9 protein-coding genes are annotated in these 20,014 nt (G+C 41.0%); 1 reads left to right on the top strand and 8 read right to left on the bottom strand.

Annotated features, from left to right (window positions below; genetic code table 11):
- The first annotated feature begins 3 nt into the window (after positions 1-3).
- Complete coding sequence (locus tag AC07UM_RS18105; protein ID WP_494681458.1) at positions 4-525, top strand: hypothetical protein; 522 nt, start codon at positions 4-6, stop codon at positions 523-525.
- Positions 526-1,408: 883 nt separating this feature from the next.
- On the opposite strand, the gene AC07UM_RS18100 is transcribed toward AC07UM_RS18105, so the two are convergent.
- The 8 genes from AC07UM_RS18100 to AC07UM_RS18065 form a co-directional block, all read right to left on the bottom strand.
- A complete protein-coding gene (locus tag AC07UM_RS18100) occupies positions 1,409-1,960 on the bottom strand; it encodes a hypothetical protein (protein ID WP_494681457.1) in 552 nt (183 codons plus the stop codon).
- The gene (locus AC07UM_RS18095; RefSeq protein ID WP_494681456.1) at positions 1,957-3,210 is read right to left on the bottom strand and encodes a condensation domain-containing protein; all 1,254 of its coding nucleotides are present in this window, start codon (positions 3,208-3,210) and stop codon (positions 1,957-1,959) included. The genes AC07UM_RS18100 and AC07UM_RS18095 overlap by 4 nt, the downstream gene beginning before the upstream one ends.
- Positions 3,207-4,478 carry a condensation domain-containing protein gene (locus AC07UM_RS18090; protein WP_494681455.1) on the bottom strand — a complete coding sequence of 424 codons (1,272 nt, stop codon included), beginning with the start codon at positions 4,476-4,478 and terminating at the stop codon, positions 3,207-3,209. Before AC07UM_RS18090 ends, AC07UM_RS18095 begins: the two co-directional genes overlap by 4 nt.
- A gap of 102 nt (positions 4,479-4,580) precedes the next feature.
- Positions 4,581-6,983, bottom strand: coding sequence for a glycosyltransferase (locus AC07UM_RS18085; RefSeq protein WP_494681454.1), 2,403 nt, complete (start codon positions 6,981-6,983; stop codon positions 4,581-4,583).
- Complete coding sequence (locus tag AC07UM_RS18080; protein WP_494681453.1) at positions 6,976-7,758, bottom strand: alpha/beta fold hydrolase; 783 nt, start codon at positions 7,756-7,758, stop codon at positions 6,976-6,978. The genes AC07UM_RS18085 and AC07UM_RS18080 overlap by 8 nt, the downstream gene beginning before the upstream one ends.
- Positions 7,749-8,048 carry an acyl carrier protein gene (locus AC07UM_RS18075; RefSeq protein ID WP_002977699.1) on the bottom strand — a complete coding sequence of 100 codons (300 nt, stop codon included), beginning with the start codon at positions 8,046-8,048 and terminating at the stop codon, positions 7,749-7,751. Before AC07UM_RS18075 ends, AC07UM_RS18080 begins: the two co-directional genes overlap by 10 nt.
- Positions 8,036-12,289 (bottom strand): beta-ketoacyl synthase N-terminal-like domain-containing protein, encoded by a 4,254-nt coding sequence (locus AC07UM_RS18070; RefSeq protein ID WP_494681452.1) that lies wholly within the window; start codon positions 12,287-12,289, stop codon positions 8,036-8,038. Before AC07UM_RS18070 ends, AC07UM_RS18075 begins: the two co-directional genes overlap by 13 nt.
- A gap of 19 nt (positions 12,290-12,308) precedes the next feature.
- Positions 12,309-19,337 carry an SDR family NAD(P)-dependent oxidoreductase gene (locus tag AC07UM_RS18065; protein ID WP_494681451.1) on the bottom strand — a complete coding sequence of 2,343 codons (7,029 nt, stop codon included), beginning with the start codon at positions 19,335-19,337 and terminating at the stop codon, positions 12,309-12,311.
- Positions 19,338-20,014: the final 677 nt, after the last annotated feature.

Raw genomic sequence — 20,014 nt, 5'->3', positions numbered from 1 at the left:
CAAATGATGAAAAAAATAAATAACATAAGAAAAACGGTAAGCATACTTGCTTTGGCTGTGGTAGGAACAGTTAGTGCTCAGATAGGTGTAGAAACTCAAACGATAAGAGGCAGTGGTATTCTAGATTTCCCGGTGGGAGTAAATAAAGGGATTATTATTCCTATTTTGAATTCGTCTGTTAATCCAAGTCCTTCCCCCGGAACGATACGAATGTATAACAAAATGATACAGGGCATTACCAATTCAGGAGTGTTGAATTTTAGTGATGTGGGAGACACTTCAGTGGTATCTTTCAATACTTCGACACCGAGGCCTATTGGGGTCAACTATTTGATCATAGGGGCTTCAAGCTCTCCTGTGGCAGGAGGAGCTTTGGTGCTGGAATCGGCAGATAAAGCGTTGATCCTTCCCCACGTTGCTAATGTTGAGAATATGCCCAGCCCATATCCGGGAACGATATGCTACGATGTAAAAAGTAAGACTTTTGCGTTGTTTGATGGAAAAGTCTGGAATTTTTGGAAATAATTTTTTTCATTTTTGTGAATGGTGAATATATAGAAATATTCATAATTATGAATCCTCTAAAGTGCTATGCTTTAGGGGATTTTTTTCTTAAACTTATAGCAGAATCCAGATTCAGTATTTTTGTGAATATTGTAATTTGATGATGATATAAAAATATAATAGTGGTTCCCGAAGCAATCATTGTATTTGTCTTTTCAATTATTCGTAAGGTTTTCAACGTATTTATTGATATTTTCTCTCTTAAAATATTTATGCTAAGTACTGGTTACGATTTCATGTCGTATTTCCTCCTTAAGTTTCTCATGGTATGGTTTGGTTCTTCTTTGAAATTTTCGAAAGACGCATAGGCACCAAAATCTAACCATTGGTATTTTATTCTTCATCATAGAATTTCGATCAGATTTAACTTTGGAGAATACGATGGTAAAAAGTAAATGAAAATATCTTTCTGTTAAGGGAAAAAGATATAGCGAACTGAAAAGGGCGATTCCTGCAGTGACGGAGAGATGTTAATCCAACATTTAAAATAGTTGAAAACAGATGGGCTGATTATAAGAACCGTAAAACCTGTAGTATCTCCCTCATGTAACATATGAGCTGATACAGTTGGTCAATATGGAAATAAAGATGTTATTCGAAAATATATTGAAAATCAAGGGAAAGAAATGGAATATAAAAAAATCCACGGCGAACAACTCAAGTTATGGGATTAATCAGTACCTCGAGGTAGTTTATTTCTCCTATTTTTTCAGAAATAGAAGCCACTAAGAATAAAATTCTGTCTGTAATAGTATAGGTAGGGTTTCATATCTTTGATAGTATCATATGATACTATCAAAGATATCAATTTATATTAAAATATAGAGATGTATTAAAAAATAAACTATACGTTTACGTCCACAGCTACAGTTTGCGTTCTCCTACACATCCACCTCCTCAATCTCCACACCGGCAGATACACAAAAATCACAGACAAAATCCCAGCCAGCACACCCACTACCACAGCCATTGCTGTAGCATCCAGCTTATAATCTTTTGAGAAATTGTACTGCCCTATGAAAAGTAGGGAGAGTACCAGTGAACCTGTAATCAAGCCGTGTAAGATGCTTAGCTTGGTCATCAGTTTTTTAATGTTCAACTGTTCGTCTACGGTAAACTCTATGGCTTCCTGACTGGCGGCATCGGTTACTCTCTTGATAATATCAATGGTAAGGACTACCGGAAGGAAAATAGCCATCGGCAAAGTAAGGCGGGCCAGGTTTTGGGTTCCTGAGAAAAAATGCGTGTAGCCTAATTCTTTGAAGCTGGCGTAGGCGATAATGAAATTAAAAAATACATTCGGAAGGACATAATAGATCATCCGCTTTAATAAAAAGCGTTTGAGGGTGGTTTTCTTGATAGGTTTTGGCTTTGGAGGCTTTATTTTAAATTTCATAGAGAGGTGGTCAATAGCTCAATGGCTTTATCTTTTATCAGATGAGCTTCTTCTTTCGGAAGAAAGTTTTCATTGGACATGAAGGTGAAGTCCATCTGCTGGTTGTACGTGCTGGCGACTAAGGTATTTGAGTTCAGCCATGGGAAAGCCACGGTAGGACTAAAAACCGTTTCCAGATTGAAATTTCTGTAATCATTCGGGATATTCACCTTTCCCATATTGGATAGGGTTACATCATGTCCGCCTTCGCTGGATTTCAGCATATTGATCATGCAGTCTACAATCGGGTGCATATGTTCGCCCATCCAAAGGAGTTCGCGGGCTTCCATCTTACCGATTTTCTCCGTAAGGTCTTTTTTGATCTGCCGGGCATTGTTCAGAATATCCTTGCTGTCTTTTTTGATAGAAAGCTCTACGGTTGGCGCGAAAGCAAATAAATGATCTTCTTTGATTTCCGGAATAAAGTGGCGGACATCTACAGGGCTGATCACCTTGCCTTTGGCACGGTCTCCCTGAATATCACGGAAGGCCTGCATCACGGAGGAACACAGCAAAGCATGGACGGAGATTCCGTTGGCTTTACATTTTTCAGTGATCAGCTTGGTGTCTTCAGGGGCCATTTTCCAGTGAATAGCATAGTTTTTCCCGAGATTTCTCTTTTTACTTTTTCGCTGGATAGAAAAAAATACCCTTGCGAACAGCAAATAGAGGCTGGCTTTATATTTTTTAATTCCTGCATTAAAATCCGAAGGCAGAAAATCATCTACAGATTCAAAAGCCACATAAGGAATTAATGGAGCATAAGGATTATCCAGCAAACTCAGAAGTTCGCGCAGTAAGGTCACTCCGGTAGTTCCGTCTGAAATACAGTGCGGCATGATCCAGAGGATTTCGGAGTTGTCCTGTCCTTTCACCCATACTACTTCTGCCAGAGGCTTTTTGGGGTGATCAAAGAGCTGGAACCATGCTTTTTCGGACTCTTGGAACCAGTCATCGTCTGTCTTTCGTTCTACAATACGGAGCGGAATAGGCTCAATATCCTTCTGTCCTACAAAAAAAGGATACTTTCCGATTGTATGATCAATGGTTGCTCTCAGCATAGGATGCTTTTGCTGAATTTTGATTAAGGCTGTTTTAAAAGTTTCTTCAGAAATCTGTCCATTGATTTTTGCGGTATAAATACAGTTTAAAGGCGTTTCCGGATCTACATACATGATCCTTTCCACCATCATTAAAGGTCTTTTGATCATGATACTGCGGTTTGTTTTAGTTGTGAATGAATCGTCTGCATGACCTCATCACGGACTGCCAATGCATCTGTATAGGGTAAATAGCCTTCACTTCCCATAAATGAAAAATCCATTTTACCACGGTACGTTGAGGCCACCATGGTTGTTGTATTCCCCAAAGGACCTATCACCGATGGACTGAAAATGGTATCCACCGAGAATTCCTTATACTCGTGAGGAATCTGAATACGTCCCAGATTGGAAAACATACAGTCGTTGGATGATTTTCCGTTCTTTAAAAGCTTGGTGAAATTATTCAATGCATCATGCCCGGATTCCATCACCATCATGGTAATGTAAGGATTCAGCTTTGAGGTCTTTTGTTCCACAGACTTCTGCATCGCACGGAGGTTATCTGTAAAGCTTAGTTTTTCATCAGAAGAAACCACGATCATCAGCCCGAAAGCGAAAATATGATCTTCTTTGATCTGATTGGCGAAACGTCTGATATCTACCGGACAGGAAACCTTATTGAAGGATTTTTCAGCTCTTACTTTTTTAAATGCCTGTAATACCGCTGCACTTAAAAAGGTATTCACGGTCACTTCCTGAGATTTGCAGTAAGCTATTAATTGCTTGCTTACCATTTCATCCAGTTTCCAGTGGATCAGATAGTCATTCTGTCTTTCAACGGCTTTTTTACCCACTGGGATCAATTTGATCGCCGTAGCGGCCAATCTTCCGATCAACTTGGCTTTCAATTTCTGTCTGCGGCTGTTCAGAATATGGGTAGGAACTACATCCTGTATTCCCAGTATCGGATTTTCTATCCCAATATCGGTAGCCGGATTATCAAGCACTTTCAGAAATTCATTCAGAAAGGTCATAGCAGAACCACCATCGCATAGACAATGGTGGAAGGCAAAGAGCATATCAGAAACGTTTTCCCCTTTGATCCAGATAAACCGGATCAGGGGTAGTTTTCCATAATTAAACGTCGTGTTCCATTCTCTTCTGGATTCTTCCTGCCACTGATCCTCACCCTGTCGGGCGATGATTCTTACAGGAATAGAAATAGGTTTTTCCGGAACGTTGAACCATGGAATATTTTTTTCATCATGGCTGATCAATGCTCTCAGCCATGGATGTTTTTTTTGAATTTGAGCCAGAGCCTGCTGGATATCTTTTAATGCAAAGGTACCTCTCAGTCTGAACGGAATGACCGCATTAAAGGGTTCTGTTCCATCCCCCAGTAACATACGTTCACCAAATAGCAATCTTCTTTTCATATGTAGATCTTTATCTTTTTTTAGATCATATGGAATCGTGTTATCTTTATAAATGTTTGTTTTTTAGTGTGATGACGATTTCATAGGCAGATATCTAAAGGCTTATACAGAAGCTAATATTGAATGTTCCTGTACAAAATTTTCTAACAGTTCTACCGCTTTATCGTTACCTCCGGCAAGGGTGAATGTATTTCGAACCTCCTGGGCTGCAATTCTGTATTTAGGATTTTCCAACAATTCAAAAACAGTTTCACGAAGTGCCTCTACACGCAGTCTTTTGTATCGGATGCTGATTCCGCAGCCTGCCTGTTCGATCAGTTTTGCAATATGGAAATGATCATAAGCGATAGGCGTAATCAACATCGGCAACCCGTTCCGGAAAGTATCGTTTACGGTATTGAAACCACCATGGCAGATCACCATATCCATTTGCTGCATCACTGCAGATTGAGGGACGAAGCTGTTGACAATAAAGTTATCCGGCCACTCTTCAAAGATTTCTGGTGGAGTAGCGGCAATCACGGTTACCGGCTGATCTTTAAATGCTGCGATAATCTTTTCAAAGAATGCCTTTCTGATGTCTACCAACAGCGTTCCCAATGATACAAATATCTTCGGAGTGGTAGAAGCATTCAGTTTATCCCAGTCAAATGGAGCATCGTTGGGACGCCCTTTTACCGGACCTACGAATTTCATATGAGATGGAACCGTTTCAAAACCTGCAAAAGCCTGTGAAGTGAACACCATATTCAGTTTATGAGAATGGATGTAAATACCTTCTTCATGAATCCCTACTTCTTTTTGTAGGTCTTTGATCAGGTTCTGCTGCCATTCCCAGATTTTAGGAGCACTTTTTTCTGTATCTCCCATCACATCCGGTGGAACTGGAGTAGTGGTTACACATGGAATATTATTTTTATGAGCGAAAAGAGCCCCTCCAAAAGTGATACAGTCATTGACGATCACATCCGGCATCCAGGTTTCTGTGAGTCTGGTTAATCCCGGCATCATCATTTTAGCAAAAGGAACATACGTTTCTTCCAGTGCCAGTTTCATCACTTCAGGACCGGAACACGCGGGTCCGTCGTCCTGTCTTTTTAAAATACGGGCAATCTCCTCCTGATACGGAACAAGATCTTCTTCAGGGTAGAAATAAGATCCTCCTTCCGGAATATGTTTGCTGTCTAAAGGCGTAATTCCAAACCATTTTACTTCGTGGCCACGGGCAATCAGACTGGCTCCTACACTTAACGTAGGGCTTACATGTCCGAAAAATGGAGGGATAACGAATAAAAATTTAGAGGGTTTTTCAGGTTTTGAAGCCTTCAATATCGCTTGTTCCAATAAATGGGCTGCAGTAGCTGAGCCTCCGGCTTCTACAAAAGACTGTCCCACTTTCTGAGCAGCTTCTTTGTAGCTCGGATTATTCAGAATTTGCTGTATAGCTTCTCTCAGGTGATTTCCTTTAAATCGGTTAAAATTAAGACGCTCACCCGCTTCTGTACGTACAACACGCCCCGCTACATGGGACTGATCATATGCAATCGGGATCACGACCAAAGGAATACCGTGTGATAGTGTTTCGGATACGGTATTGTGGCCGCCATGGCACACCACACCGTCAAGATGAGGTAACAGGTCCAATTGTGGAACCTGCTGATAGACCATAAAGTTATCCGGCCATTGCTCGAAAAGCTGTGGATCGGAAACCAGGACAACAGTTAAATCTTCATCTTTAAAAGCATCAATTACCTTTTGGAAAAATGCTTTTTTATGATCGTGATCGAAGGTCGTACCAATACTTACCAGGATCTTTTTATTGTTTTTGCTTTTTAATTTTTCCCAGTCGAATTCACATGAGATACGTCTTTCGGTAAGAACCGGACCTGTGAATTGATATTGAGACGGCAGATCCTCCATTTCCCCAAAGAAATAATTAGAGGTCAGAACAAGAGTCAGAAGATCTGAAGTCGCCAGAGAGCGTTCTTCCTGGAAGCCAAGTTCTTTCTGCAAGTCTATAATTTGATTCACTTCCCACTCGTGTACTTTAGGCAGCTCATTCATGATTTTAATGGCAGCCGGAGCAGTAACGGAAGTAGCATAAGGAATTCCAAGAGCCTTCGCTGCCACCGGGGCTGCAAACAACTGATGGTCTCCGATAATCAAATCAGGTTGATATGTTTTTAATAAAGAAACAACACCTTTATAGCAATGTCTGTTCAGCGGGATAAGAACCTCTTCATAAAGGAACTTAACGCTGTCTATGCCATACACTACTTTTTTGGAAATAATATCCAGATATTGTTCACTTTCTTTTTTTTCTTCGTCGGTCTGATCGTATTGGATCAGTAATAATTTTCCTCCCTCGGGAAGTTTAGCCTCTAAAGTCGGGTCAAGGCTGATCCAGGCTACTTCATGTCCTCTTTCCAGCAGAGTAGCACCGATGCTTAGGGTAGGGTTGACATGTCCTGTCAATGGTGGAACTATAAATGCAAATTTAGCCATGGTTTTGTGTTAAAATTTTAGATAAAAATTGAGAGATCGTTTCAGCAATGAGCTGAGGTTCCTGGATAGGAATATTGTGATCGCCCGGAATTAATTCAAGTTCAGACTGGCTGATTTGAGACTGAAGCCACTCACCGGTAGGTCTGCAGTTGGAATCAGCACCATAAAGCAATAACGTGGAAGCTGCCAATCCATTGAAATCAGCTTCATCAAGAAAATGTTTTTCTTTGATCATATCCGCTTTTATGCTGGTCTGATTAAACAGAAATTCATACATACGATGGTTCTTTTCCATTTGTCTTTTGCCCATCTGTACTTTGGTGGTATCCGTAAAATTGGCTACATAATGCTCAAGGAATTCTTTGCTGTATTCATCAATGATGTTACGGGCTTTTTCGTCCTGAGGATCCGGAGCTTCCATCACCACGAGCTGATTCACTCGGTCAGGATATTCTAATGCTGTTTTTAACGCAATAAGACCTCCGAAGCTATAGCCGACAAGGTGTACTTTTTCCAGTTGAAGGTAATCTATTAAACCCATCAGATCGGATGACATATTGTCAAGGTCGTACCCATCCAAAAAGCGTTCACTCATACCGTGGCTTTTCAGATCGTACATTACCACATGGAAATGCCTGGCCAGCACAGGGGCAATATTAAAATAATAAATGGACAGGTTACTGAACATACCGTGGATGAGTACCACGGTTTGTTCGGCTCCTTTGTTGAGTTCCTGTATATGAACTTGTCTGTTATTGACAGTGATTATTGGCATTCGTAGATATAATTGATGATCATACTAAGGTCAAGATTGATCAGCTGGTCAAGATCCATAGAAGATAACCAACCGGTAAAATCGATCTGATCGCCAAAATGTGCCTTGATCTTTTCAGAGAAAGAGACAATCTCGATGCTGTCCATTTCAAGATCTTTGGTGAATGAACTTTCAGGAGTAATATCCATCTCTTCTACAAATTCAGCACCTATCACTTCAGTAATAAAACCTTTTAATAAAGTAAAAAGTTCTTCGTGGTTCATTTTTAATGTTGCGTTTACAGTGTCCATCCGATAATATAATTTTTATGTTTAATAGTTTTGATTTCAATATTGTTGATCCACAGGTGATCATCTTTTATGAGTTCGACTTCGAAGGCTTTAGGATTTCCTTTCAGTCCTGTTCCCATGAATTTTCCGTAAGCTTCTTTTGCTACCCAGAAGCGGGTGGTCCATTCTGCCTGATCTCTGTCTTTTAATAAGGCTAATTCTTTGTCGGTAAATACCATGTCGTAGAATCCTGAACTGCGTTCCTCTATCAGTTCCATGTCGATTCCTACAGATTTCCCATATCTCGCGATCCCCACGGCTTCTTTTCCTTTGTGGGCTAAAGAAATATGGATGTCTTCTGTAAAATCACTGATGAGGTAAGGTTTCCCCACTTCATCGGAACGGATTTCAAAAGTGATCGGGAAACAGGCATGATTTTTTTCCTGACGAAGAAGATTTCTTACGGCATCTTTCACCGCTACACGGCTTACCATCCAGTTTTTCTTCTTGTTGGGTAATAGCTGCTGATGATATTGTTTTTCCGTTTGGTTGAAATATCTTTTCAGGATAAAATCCCATGAAGCGACTCTGGTATACGCCTGGTGAAAGAAGAAAACTTCAGGAGCAATCTCCTCCGAAAGACGGTTGTGCAGCGGTGACATGGAAACATTCCATAAGGGAGCATCAATTTCCAGTCTTCTGTTTTGCCATCCGGTAATCGCGCACCATACTTTTCCGTCTCTTTTCAGGATGATATCGGCGATGGCAAATTCATCATTAAGCTCGGTCAGCATACAGGTACATTCAAAAATACCTTCCTGGTCATGCATGTCTCCAAAGAATTCAATATCTCTGATTTTTACAGGGAATGCAATACGGTCTTTTACCAAAGTAAGCTGAAGCCAAAGCCCGAATAGCTGTCCTGCATTGTCCAGTAAAGAGCCTTTTCCGCCGTTTCCTTTGATTTTTCCTACGATTCCTTTGTCTCCAACGGCTGAAATTTCAGTGATTCCCTGGTATTTATCGCCATGGAACATGTGCATGTCATAGATTTCTTCAGGGGTTCTTTCGATAGGTAAAAGATTACCGATAGAAAGATTGAAAGTAGGTGTTGGAACAGGAGAGGTCTTTAAGAGTACTTCTGCATTCGCGAAGTTTTCAATATCCAGATAAGCGTGATTCGGTGAGCGCCATTCTCCTTTTACGGTTTTTTCGAAAGGTTTGGCTACATTCATCCATTGGAATACACTTACGTTCATGATTTTATGAACCAATGTTCCCGGAATTTCCGCTTCTGCAATTTCTGCGAGCTGCTCAAAGATCATGGTCATCGGAATGACCGGTTCCATATCGGCTACATGAGCCCATCCTTTAGGCTGTCTCAATAAGCTGTGATCAATCAGGTATGGATGACTTTCCAGCGTAACGTATAAGTCTTTTGAGAAGGTTGTGCTTCTTACTGGTTTTGGAGCTGCATGGGTTACAGGCGCAGGCCTTTGAATGGTAATTTCCGGACGATTTTGGAATAAAGTGAGTACTTCTTCCTGCATACGGATCATATCGGTAACATTGTCCTGGAATGCCTGTACCAGCGGATGACCGCTTTTTGCAGCAATAGCTGAAGCCGTTGCGGTATATTGTTTTGGCGTATCAAATGATTGAGCCAACGCTTTCACTTCTTTAAAATTACGGATAATAGGAGAACCTAACTCCAGCTTAATGCCTTTTCCTGATGCTCTTTTCGTATGATTTTGAATCTCCAGAAAATCAAGGGCAATCGTTTTTCCTTCTACAAACAACGAAGCTACAACACGTTGTAGTTGTGCTAATGCAGAACGGGTTGGAACGCTGGAAGCGATGGTACTGAAGGCTTTTCCTTTTAAAGTATCATCAATAAATCCGATCAGTCCACCTGTACCCACCTGAATGAAAACTCTTGCGCCTTCTTCGTATAGTTTATCTGTCAGTTCACGGAAACGGACAGGTTCAACCAAATGCTCGGCACTCAGTTTTCTGATCGCTGCCTGATCTGCAGGATAGGGTTCTAATGTGGTAGCAGACCACAATGGTATTTTTGTTTTTTGGAACTGTGCTTTTTCCATTCCTGCAAGGATGACATCCAGTTTATCAGCGATAAAAGGAGAGTGGAATCCTGACTGGAAAGGAAGCACCTGATGGAAAATCTGTTTTGCTTTCAACAGAGGTACTAATTCATCCAAAGCTGCATTGCTTCCGCAAAGAATCACCTGATTAGGGCAGTTGTCATTGGAAACATAAAGGTTTGAAATTTCAGCAATAAAAGGTTTTATGACCTCAATTCCGGCTCCTATGGCGATGAATTTGGAATCTTTTAATTCAAAAGTTTCAGGATTCAGCACATCAATTAAAGCTTTTACAGAATTGGCTTCTGCCAGTTCGGATGAATATCCTGCCAGCCATTCTCCCAAACTGTGTCCTGCATTCATATCAGGAATAATTCCCAGTTTTTTTAGTGAATTATCAAGGATACTGCAGTTGTTGAAGATGTTTAAAGCATCCGTTAGAAGACCTTCACCTTCTGTTTCTATAGGGGCCGTGAGTCCAAAATAACGGCTCACACTGTCTACTTCACCTTTTGCAAGACCATCTAAACCAGGGAATACAAAAGCTACTTTACCGCCATCTTTTAATAATGGGGTAGAGGTATACCAGATATCCTGTTTGTTTTTCCAGGTAAGGTTTTTGGAAACAATTTTAATGGCTTTTTCTACTCTTGCAGGAGTAGGATCGAAGATCGCCACTCTGAAGTCTCCTTCACCAATGGTCGTTTCATTATTTTGTAATGCTGAAAGCAGGTCTTCATGGGTAGGTCTTGCCAATATCAATACATGATCTTTTTTCGGCATATCATAGCCTTCCAAAACAACATGAGCGTTGATTCCTCCAAATCCGAACGCATTTACTGCGGCTACTTTTGGAAGTCCTGTCTTTGACCAGTTTTTGGCTTCCTGTACCGGTTCAAACCTTGTATTCTGCATATCCGCAGTTGGATTTTCACAATATAAGGTTGGGGGTAAAGTATCATGATGTAATGCTAAACAGGTTTTAATTAATCCTGCAATTCCTGCAGCTGGCATAGCATGTCCGATATTGGACTTTACAGATCCGATACCCGCTGCCGGAGCCGCTTCTTCTTTTCCGAAGAACTGAGCTAAGGTCTGAAGTTCTGTTTTATCTCCAAGGGGAGTTCCTGTGCCATGAGCCTCAAGATATCCCACGTTATTTTTATCTAAATCAGCATTGATCCAGGCTTGTTCCAAAGCTTTCAATTGACCTTTCACGGAGGGGCTCATCACGCTGGTTCCATTACCATCACTGCTTACGCCCACCCCTTTGATCACAGCATAGATTTTATCCTGATCACGAACGGCGTCTTCCAATCGTTTTAACACGACGAAACCACAGCCTTCACCGATCAATAGACCGTCAGCATCCATACTGAACGGTTTGATCTGCTGCTGATGGGACATGGCTCCCAGCTGGGCAAAAATACTCCAGAAAGCGGCATTTTGTCCTGTGTGTACGCCACCTGCGATCATGATATCGGAACGACCTCTGTGAAGTTCCTGTACAGCATGATCTACGGCGATTAAAGCACTGGCACAAGCGGCATCCACGGTAAAAGCAACGCCTCCTAAGTCGAAGCGGTTGGCTACCAATGAGGCCACAAGATTAGGGATTAATCCCATAGCCGTATCTGCTGCGAAACGTCCTTTGCGTTCTTGAAAAGCGTGTTTTACTTTTTCAATATCTGCAGAAGAAACCTGAGGGAGCAATTCCTGTAATAATGAGGAGATCTGTTCTCCGGTTCTTACAATTTCGATAGCACGGGTAGCACCAGGACCGGTATAGTTTCCTTTACCGATGATGATTCCTGTTTTTTCAAGGGAAGTATTCTTTTGAAATACCCCTGCATCTTCCAATGCTTTCTGTACCAGATCAAGGGTAAGCAAATGGTCAGGTTCCGTTCCCTGAACAGCCAATGGTAAAATACCAAATGCTGTAGGATCGAATGTATAATCAGGGATAAACCCTCCACGCTGACAGTAAAAACGGTCAACGGGACTTGTCGCATCACTGAAATGAACCGGATCTATCCGATCAGCCGGAGCCGGCTCGGTAGAATCGACTTTATTGACAATATTCTGCCAAAAAGTGTTGGCATCCTGTGCCCCGGGAAAGACACAGGATAGACCAATTACAGCAACATCTGTTTTTTTCATATTGAGTTTATACAGCGTTTTACCAATTATTTCCTGACATGATCAGCACCTGGCTTTCAGTTCCGTATTTAATCTCGTTAAGGAAGATTTCTTTCCCTTCATCCAATGGGATCATGGAAATACCTCTACGCTCGTATTCGGATTCAAGGGTGGAAGAAACCATTCCGGCACCTTTCCAGGGTCCCCAGTTGATAGAGATTACTTTTCCTTTTAATCTTTTGTTTAAAGCATTCGCGTAATCATCCAGTACACTGTTTGCAGCGGCATAATCTGTCTGGCCTTTGTTACCGTATACAGAAGCAATACTTGAGAACAGAACTACAAACTGGCAGTCTGAGCGAAGCTGTTCAGCCAATACACGAAGTGGTTTCACTTTGGTGTCAAATACACGTCCGAAAGAACTTGTTGTCTTTTGTTTGAATAATTTATCTTCTAAAAGGCCTGCTCCATGGATGACTCCGTCCAGACGGTCATATTTTTCGTAAATACTGCTGATCAGGTTGCCTAGACCTTCTTCATCGCAAAGGTCTAATGATTGGTAAATAATAGTGTTTCCAAGTTCTTCCATATCACGGATCGTGCGTAGGATCTGATTGTTTTTGAAAACTCTTGTCGTTTCTTTTTCTATTTCTGCAGGAGAAGTGAATTTTCCGGACTTGATAAGGAAACTTCTGATTTCTTCCTTGGTTTTCATCCCTTCAAATTCCTTCAGAATAGATGCTTCATTTCTAGGATCAGCGGATCTTCCTACCAGAATATAAGTACAAGGATACGCCTGAGACATGTGTTTTGCCAATTCTGCAGTGATTCCCTGTGCACCTCCCAATACCAATACCACAGATTTTTGATCTAATTGAATATGAGCTTCACTCAGACTTGTTGACAATGGGGAAGGGATGATGTCTACTCTGTGTCGCTGGTCGTTTTTATAAATGATCTCAGCAGGTTTATCATTAGTCAGTATTTCCTTTAATGTAATCTCAGCAATCTGATCTACTTCCTGAGGAGTGCTCAGGCTGATGAGTCTGCAGGTAGTATTGTCAAATTCTCTTGCCAAACTTTTGAAAAGTCCCGGATATCCCTGGTGATGGCGTAATACACGTGCATCAGCTATTTCCTGAAGATGTGCGGGAATATCTGAGATTAGATACACCCACTTTACTTTATCAAAATCCAGTTTTTTAATCAAGTCAACGTGATCGATAATGCTTGGTTTGTCAGTCGCTGAGAATAGGTCTAGCATAATTAATCCGTCAACGTTTGAAAGATCTTTTTCTGTATCTACCAGTTCTACGATAGCTCCATATTTTTCCAGTTCGCTTTTAATCGCTGAGGTTTGCTTGCTGTCATCTTGTGTGATAGCGAAACGTTTTCCCTGCAGAACTTCAGTGTTTTGTACCAAAGAAGCATCGGTTGGAGTGATATCGAAACGAAGACGTGACAGTACATTATTTGTTGTTTCAGGAGTGGCTGTTTCCTTTATTTCATTTTTAACTTCAGGAGTGTCACCGCTCATTTCGTTGATCCAGCTTGCCAAACCACGAAGTGTTTTAATAGCCGCTAATTTTTCCATGACATCATCAGCCTGCTCAAGGTTTTGACCAAAACCAATTTTGGTTTTAAGATCACCGATGATTTCCATACGCTTAATAGAATCAATACTAAGATCTGCTTCCAAATCTAAGTCTAGCCCTAACATTTCTTTCGGATACCCTGTTTTTTCACTTACGATACTCAGAATAGCATTTTGAAGATCTTCAAGTGATAAGGTAGATTGAGCTTGTGGTTTTGATGTATTAGGTTCAGTTGCTGAACCATTACTTTCAGGAGTAACAGCTTTGTCCGCCCCTGAGAACTCAGTAAGCCATGAAACCAAGCCACTTAATGTTTTGATTCCTGCCAACTGTTCCATAACGGTATCTTCGCTGGTATTTCCGTTACCCAAAGTTCCGAGTTCGTTACGAAGTGTTCCGATGATCTCCACTCTTTTAATAGAGTCAATACTTAAGTCAGCTTCAAGGTCCATTTCCATCCCCAGCATTTCCTGAGGATATCCTGTTTTATCGCTTACTACCTGTAGTAATAAGGATTTGATATCTCTTGATGGAGCTTCTTTCACAGCAGCAACGGCTGCTGGTTTTTCGTGATGAACAGGCTGAACCGGAATAGCAGACATTTGCTGATGAGCAGGTGCCGCAACCGGAGAAGTATATACAGGAGCAGGGAATGCCTGAGGATTCTGTCCCATAAAGGAAAGCATCACATCACGCTGTGCCTGTATCATTAGTTTCATGCTGTTTAAATATTCCTGCAGCATACGTTCAGCGGTAGATTGCGCTTCCACTGCAGGGGGCTGGTTATGAGGAGTAAAATTGTTCATGGGAATAGGGTTTGTGAGTGGTAATGCACCATTAGATGGCAGATTACCAGTGGTTGGATGGGCAGTCTGCCCGTTAACACGCCAGATGGCAGGGCTTTTCTTATAAAGCTCAGGCTGGTTAAGATTAATCACCTTAACACTTCGGCCGTCAAAAAGTTTATCGATATTGAAACTGCGTCCTGTCCCTAAATATTGGGCAAGCATACAAAGGAGATGGGTAAACTTATTTCGGCTGTTGTCTTCAACATATAGGGTAAGCTGATCTTTTTCTAAACAGGATTTGGTAAGTCCTGTAAGCACTTTTCCTGGTCCTACTTCGATGAATATTCTTGCACCGTCGTTGTACATTGCCTGAAGTTCTTCTACGAATTTTACAGGCTGTACCAAATGATCGGTAAGTCTTTCTTTTATTTCTGATGGATTCGTAGGATATACTTCTGCTGTAGTATTTGAATAAACAGGAATCTGCATTTCTCCAAAAGGAACATCTTCTAATACCTCAGCATATAAACCTTTGGATTTTGCCAGTAATGGACTGTGGAATGCACAGGCTACTTCCAGTTTTTTTGCTGAAATACCTTCTTGTTTCAGTACTTCCAGTAATGTGTTGATTGCTTCTGTACTTCCTGCAATAACACACTGAGTAGGAGCATTGAAATTCACCGGATAGCATCCTTCCACTTTAGCAATGATCGGTTGTAAACGTTCCGGGGTAGCACTTGCTGCCAGCATTGAACCTGGATCACCGCCTTCCACTGAATCTAAGATAGATTGAGCTCTCTTAACACTTAGATCAACCAGTTTATCTTCTCCAAATACACCCGCAAAACATAAAGCCGGGAGTTCACCATAGCTGTGGCCTGCCAGCATATCCGGAACAATCCCTAATGATTCTAAGAACTTAGCTAATGCAAGATCAACAATTCCTAAAAGGGGTTGTGCTAAACGGGTGTCTTTAATGGTTTCTTTTTGCTTTTTTAAATCAGCTTCATTAAAGGTTTTAACCGGGAAAACTACTTTTTCAAGCTCAGGATAATCATCGATAATCTTACGCATAGCCGGGAAGACTACGAATAGATCACGAGCCATATTGATTCTCTGACTGCCTTGCCCAGGGAATGTGAAAGCGACTTTACCTTCTTTTTTATTGACTGTAAAAGTATCTTTTGTCTCAATCCCTAGCAGTACGAGTTCAAGCTTCATCATAAGATCCTCAGCGGTATCAGCAACAATACTGAACTGGATTGGCTTTTCTGAGCTGATGCTTAAACTGTACGCAATATCTTTTAATGGAATACCATCATTAATTTCTAATAAAGCTTTAATCTGACCTGATTGTCCTTTCGCTTCTTCATAAGTATCTCCACGGAAAACAAATAATTCTGAAGGCCATGACTGCATGACGATTGAATTATCCTGCTTAGGATGATTCGCAATTACCGCATGAAAGTTCGTTCCTCCAAATCCGAAGGCACTGATTCCTGCATAACGGTTTTTCTCACCCCATAATCCACTTTCTGCATGGAATGCAAATGGACTGGTTTCAGCGTTATAATAAGCATTAGGCTGCTGAAGGTGAAGGGTAGGTGGTTTTACACCATGATATACAGCAAGGGAAGCTTTAATTAATCCTGCCAATCCTGCCGCACACTTGGTATGTCCGATCTGTGTTTTCACAGAACCTAAATGAGTCTGTCCAGGTAATGCCCCTGAACGGCTGAACAAATTAGTTAATGCACTTAATTCTGTTTTGTCACCTACAACGGTTCCTGTACCGTGAGCTTCCACTAAACCTACAGAAGCCGCACTGATCCCAGCTTGGGAATACGCACGCTCTAATGCTCTTACCTGGCCTATTTGTCTTGGAGCGGTCAATCCAAGAGCTTTTCCATCACTCGATCCGCCCACTCCTTTGATGACTGAATAAATACGGTCACCATCGCGTACTGCATCTTCAGATCTTTTTAAGACGAGGATCGCAATACCTTCTCCAAGCGCAATACCGTCTGCATCACTGTCGAATGTGGCACATCTTCCTTTTCTGGATAAAGCATGCGTGCTGGAGAACATCAGGTAATCATTGATCCCGTTATGTAAATCTGCACCTCCTGCAAGAACCATATCAGATTTGCCCAATACAAGTTCCTGGCAAGCCAGATCAAGAGCTGCTAAAGAAGAAGCACAAGCCGCATCTACAGTAAAGTTTCTGCCGCCAAGATCCAGTCGGTTCGTAATCCTACCTGCGATTACATTGGCAAGAATCCCCGGGAATGAATCTTCTGTGGTATGTGGGAAAGCTTCTTTTACTTCTTCATGAAGTTCTCCGAAAACCTGCTTATAATATCCTCTGAAACTATAGCTGTTGGCAAGGTCATTACCACCTTCAGCCCCTATAATGACAGAAATGTTGTCTCTGTTGATGTGCTTTTCTCCATATCCGGCATCTTCCATTGCACGTTTTGCCACCAATAAGGTCAACAATTGTGTAGGTTCAATGGCAGCAAGGGATTGTGGCGGAATTCCGAATGCTAATGGATCAAAATCTATTTTCGGAATGAATCCTCCCCATTTGGAGTGAGAGACATCCGGTCCGTCAGAATCAGGATGGTAATACAATTCTTTATTCCATCTTTCATCCGGTACTTCGGTAACACTGTCTTTTCCTAAAATGATATTTCTCCAGTATTCATCAAGGTTTTTAGCACCGGGGAAAATACATTCCATCCCTACAATAGCGATGTCCAGTGGCTTTTCCATTGAAACCGGTTCTTCTGATAAAGCAGCATTCTGAACATGCTCGTAATTGTCAACGATGCTTTGATGAAGAGCTGCAAGGGAGATCACACGATTATGCATCGTAGCTACCTGTCCGATCATATACATTCCTAAGTCAAGCTGATTATCCTTAGGAATATTAACAAGTTTGTCACCCTGACGTTCTATGCCTTTAGCCGCAATACGTAAACGGCCTACATTTAATTTTTCAAGTTGCTCCCATACCTGTTTTTTATCCATTCCGTCAGCAAGAAGTTTTGTCTTCTCTGCACTGAAATGGTTGGCGAATGCGGTGTTTAGACAACGTGTTTCATGTCCCGGAGCTGTTTCCAATAGGACCGTATCTTTTGCCTGCATTGCCTGTACCTGGAATTCTTCCTGAATGGCTCCGGTCTGTACAGCTTCATGAGTATACAGATAAGCGGTTCCCATCAATACTCCAATTTTTACTCCTCTTGCAGCTAATGGAGCAGCCATGATAGAAACAAATGCTGTTGAAAAAGCGTTATGGATTCCACCTGCAAAAAAGACACTGATATTTTCAGGATGAACTTCTTTTAAGATACGTTCTATTTGTTTTTCCCAAAGCACTGTGCTTGAGAGAGGGCCTACATGGCCTCCGCACTCACGTCCTTCAAAAATGAAGTTTTTGGCGCCTTCTTTCAGGAAAATATCCAGAAGGGCAGGGGATGGAACGTGTAAGAAAGATTTTATTCCTGCTTTTTCAAACACTTTAGCTTGAGCGGGTCTTCCGCCTGCGATCAAAACGACAGGAGGTTTCGCTTCTAATATATAAGAGGTCTGTTCTTCTCTTAATTCTTGCGGTGCAAATCCAAGAATCCCTACACCCCATGTTTTTTCACCGGCCAGTTTTTTGGTATCCATCACCAAAGCTTTTGCAGATTCTCCTTTCAATAAGGATAATGCTACAAAAGGTAAGGCTCCGGCATCAGCAACAGCATTAGCAAATAGAGGAACATCACTCACACGGGTCATAGGACCTTGAGCAATAGGGTAGTGCAGACCCAGTTCCTTAGCCATATTGTTATCTTTATCAATAACCTTCAAAGCTTTTGCCTGCTTCAGATGCCCATACATGGCTTCTTTGAATCCGAAAATCAGTTTTTTCAGAGTTTTGAAGTCTTCATACAGGTCTGCTGCCAGCGAAATGTCTTGTCCCATGGGGATATAACATGTACTAAGATCCAAACCGGTAAAGTATTGTTTCAGATCTTCAGCCGTTGCATTTTCAGGCAATGCAGGTGAGTTGGGTCTTACCAATACGCGATGGTTCGCGATCACCTTAGTTTCTGTACCATTCAGTTTTGAGCATACATCTTTCAGTTCGTTAGGAACTGAACTTTCAGGAAACAGAGCCAGCTGGCTGTCCAGTACAACTCCTGTTGCTCCTAATGCTTTAAACGCCGCTGCGGTATGGAGACCTATTCCTCCCTGCACCCACACCGGAATGTTCTGGATTTCTTTGATCACACGCTGGAATAATATAAAAGTAGATTCATAGCCTACCAGCCCACCTGCTTCATTTCCTTTTATAATGATTCCTGCTGCTCCCAATTGTTCAGCCTGTCTGGCTTCTTCCACACTGCTTATTTGATAAACGATAGGCAGGTTGGAAGGGGTAGACATTCCGAACGGAAGGATCGCAAATCTTACTTTTTCAGGAATTTGAAGAGATGTGAAATTGTCGTTAGAAAAATAAATACCATATGATGGTACGTCTATCTGGTCAAGTTGATGTAACGCTTCCTGTGCGGCTGTTAACTCATTTCCTAAACTTAGAACGGGAAATGCACCCGCCTGATGTAGTCTAGGGATAAGGTTAACGTCCGGTTTTTCAAAAGGCGTCAGTCCAATAATGGTTAGTTTTTTCATGGCGTGATAATTATTGAATGATAGCAAGAGTTTCATAACAAAATGCTGTGCCTTTCGGTAATAAGGCAATGGCTTTTTTTGTTATGATATAATAAAATTGGTTTTTGTTAAATCGTCAACGGTTTGAATCGTTTTTTGGTAATTATTCAATAATCTATTATTTATCAATAGATTGTCTGATAGTAGGGTGATCTCCGGTTTTTCAAAAGGCATTAGCCTGATTTTGGTCAAGTTTTTCATAGCATTTACGGTATAGAAATGATTAATGATATCTCATAACAAAACATCAATATCATCGGTATAAACGACGATATCCCGTTATGAGGAAATAAAAATAATAAAATTATAATATATCTTTAATCATAAAAGCAATTTGATAATGATTTTTTAATAGAAAAATATCAATTGTTCAAATACTATTAAAGTATATTTATTGTTTTCTTATTCTTAGAAACGTGACGATACAATCTTAGTAATTTTAATTATAAATAGTTATAGTTAAAAAAATGTTAAGCAAATATAGGAATAAAAAATAAAATATTTCAAAAAAGGGAGATTTGTTTTCGGGTATATTACAAAAAGATAATATACCATGAATAAGGTCCGGAAATGTCAGAATTCCCTTTATCAATATGATAAAACGGATAGGCGAATTTATGTAAAATTAATCAATATAT

The sequence above is a fragment of the Chryseobacterium sp. GW821-FHT04C04 genome, from assembly GCF_059420365.1.
Note: the sequence above shows the minus strand (reverse complement) of the source record. Positions and strands in the feature narration are given on the sequence as shown.

Bases quoted from the DNA above. Each gene is read 5' to 3' on its own strand.
- AC07UM_RS18105 (WP_494681458.1), top strand. From the start codon at position 4: ATGATGAAAAAAATAAATAACATAAGAAAAACGGTAAGCATACTTGCT.
- AC07UM_RS18100 (WP_494681457.1), bottom strand. From the start codon at position 1,960: ATGAAATTTAAAATAAAGCCTCCAAAGCCAAAACCTATCAAGAAAACC.
- AC07UM_RS18095 (WP_494681456.1), bottom strand. From the start codon at position 3,210: ATGATCAAAAGACCTTTAATGATGGTGGAAAGGATCATGTATGTAGAT.
- AC07UM_RS18090 (WP_494681455.1), bottom strand. From the start codon at position 4,478: ATGAAAAGAAGATTGCTATTTGGTGAACGTATGTTACTGGGGGATGGA.
- AC07UM_RS18085 (WP_494681454.1), bottom strand. From the start codon at position 6,983: ATGGCTAAATTTGCATTTATAGTTCCACCATTGACAGGACATGTCAAC.
- AC07UM_RS18080 (WP_494681453.1), bottom strand. From the start codon at position 7,758: ATGCCAATAATCACTGTCAATAACAGACAAGTTCATATACAGGAACTC.
- AC07UM_RS18075 (WP_002977699.1), bottom strand. From the start codon at position 8,048: ATGGACACTGTAAACGCAACATTAAAAATGAACCACGAAGAACTTTTT.
- AC07UM_RS18070 (WP_494681452.1), bottom strand. From the start codon at position 12,289: ATGAAAAAAACAGATGTTGCTGTAATTGGTCTATCCTGTGTCTTTCCC.
- AC07UM_RS18065 (WP_494681451.1), bottom strand. From the start codon at position 19,337: ATGAAAAAACTAACCATTATTGGACTGACGCCTTTTGAAAAACCGGAC.